The sequence below is a fragment of the Streptococcus sp. GMD4S genome (genome assembly GCF_000296955.1).
In genome coordinates, this window is the sequence record NZ_AJRE01000164.1 from 1 (window position 1) to 2161 (window position 2161).

Annotated in this window: 2 protein-coding genes; both read right to left on the reverse strand. The window is 42.0% G+C overall.

Annotated features, from left to right (window positions below):
- Positions 1-459 (reverse strand): YwaF family protein (locus tag GMD4S_RS08165; protein ID WP_001055267.1); only part of this gene is annotated, 459 nt, incomplete at its 3' end.
- 190 nt (positions 460-649) lie between these two features.
- Positions 650-2011, reverse strand: coding sequence for a UDP-N-acetylmuramoyl-tripeptide--D-alanyl-D-alanine ligase (locus tag GMD4S_RS08170; RefSeq protein WP_000778733.1), 1362 nt, complete (start codon positions 2009-2011; stop codon positions 650-652).
- Between the last annotated feature and the right edge of the window lie 150 nt (positions 2012-2161).

The following is a 2161-nucleotide window of genomic DNA, read 5'->3' on the forward strand; positions in this document are numbered from 1 at the left end:
GGAAGGTTGATAGTTTCTAAACAAGTATAGGAGCGCATTTCCTAAAAGGGCAACATGTCCGATAATGAAGGACAAAATGGTCACGTGTGGAAATGGGTAGGGATCAAAAAGTGGGTAAGCTAGTGCTGCTGTTGCTCCAAAAGTTCCTAAAAGGGCGAAGTACTGTTTGTACTTGGATGTTCCTGGAATCAAGAGCATCACAAACATGGCGATACGGCAATGATAGAAGGGTAAACTTTCTGATAGGGGCATGAGATTGCCCCAATACCAGCTATACAAAACAATCAGTTGAACAGACTGAAGGATCTGAATAAAACGCTGGTAAGCTACTTTGTCGCGAAAACGATAAGAAGCATAGAAAGTAAGAGCCAATAAACATAACAAACCAATGTACCAGTGAAGTTCAAACTGGGGCGGTTCTGATATCTGTGTGGTAAATAATTTATCCCACAAATTCATATTCTATTCCTCGTTCATCTAGCTAGAGGCAGTAAAAAATTCACTTTCTCCAGCTTTTAAATTTTTTGAAAAAACTTGATTCTATGACATGCATAGAACACTTGCGTCTTAAATTCGCAACCTATTATATCATTTGTATTGCAGAAATGCACTGATTTGAAATCTACATTTTCATATGAAAATCACTAAACTACATTAGATTTTCTACCAACTTGGCTAGATTCATGGAGTTAGAGCCTTTGAGCAAGATTTGGTCATTGGCACCGAGTCTTTCCTTGACCTGCTTGACTAGGTCTTCAAATTGGTCCTCGTCAGCTGTTTTCTTGAAGTAGAAAACGTGACCTATTGGGAACATTTGACTAGCAAGTTGGCTTAATTCGGCAATGTCTTCTCCATAGAAAATAACGGTATCCAGCACATCTGGCGATAGGCTCAAAATCATCTGGTTATGGAGCTGAACAGACTGGTCACCAAGTTCCTTCATGTCTGCTAAGACAGCGATTTTCTTGCCCCCTTCATTAGCTGGAATGGCAGAGAATGTCTCCAAAATCAACTTCATAGCAGTTGGATTGGCATTGTATACGTCAGACAGAATATCTGCTCCATTGGCTGCTTTCTTCCACTCAGTACGATTGCGGGTCAATTCTAGGTTCTGAAAGGCCTGACGAATTTGCTCCTCCGAAACTCCTTCTTGTAGAGCCACATAAGCAGCAATCATAGCATTGGTGGCGTTGTACTTACCTGTCACTGGCAAATCGAGGGCTTGTTCCAAAAAATTAGCCTTAAAGGTCAGACTATCCTTGCGCTCAATCAAGTCTGTGACTTCTAACTCAGCTCCTGACCCAAAACGGACCACTTTTTTATCTGTAGGCAAGTAGTCCTCTACAATGGAGTCGGCTGGTGCCAAAAGCAAAGAACCTGGTGCCATACCGTCTGCAATTTGCAATTTTCCTTTAGCAATTTCTGAACGGTCTTTGAAAAAGGCCAAATGAGCCTCTCCAACCAAGGTCACGATAGCTGTTTTTGGATGAGCCAATTCAGACAAGAGATGAATATCTCCCAAGTGATCCTGTCCCATCTCCAAGACCAACTTTTCTGTTCCTTTAGGCATGTGAAGAACCGTGTAGGGAAGGCCAATCTCGTTATTGTAATTGCCTTGGGTTTTGTAGGTCTTGTAGGTTGTTGAGAGTAAATGCGCCAACATATCCTTGGTCGTTGTCTTGCCATTTGAACCTGTAACCGCAAAGACATCAACAGCCGTTTTTTCAAGATAGTAGGCTGCGAGGGCTTGAAAGGCAGTCAACACGTCGTCTACTAGAATGTAGGGATGATTTGCAACCTCTTTCTTGGATAAGGTGACTGCTGCACCATTTTCAAAAGCTGTTTCGATAAAGTCATGTCCATCACGAGCACCTTTGAGTGGCACAAACAAATCACCTGGCCCAATCAAACGACTGTCAAACTCAGCTTTTTCTAACTGAACGTCCGCAAAAAGACTAACATCATTTTTAGCTCCAACAGCTTGGGCAACTTCATGGATTGTTAATTTCATTTCTACTCCTTTAAAAAGGGTTGAAGTCCAAGAACTCTAGTCACCATGCAGTGATAGTTCTGGCTTCTACCCTCTCTTTCATTTTTATAGCAAATGCGCTTCGCGCTTGTCAAAACTTTGCTTAGCAAGGTCAACCAAACGCTCGATTAG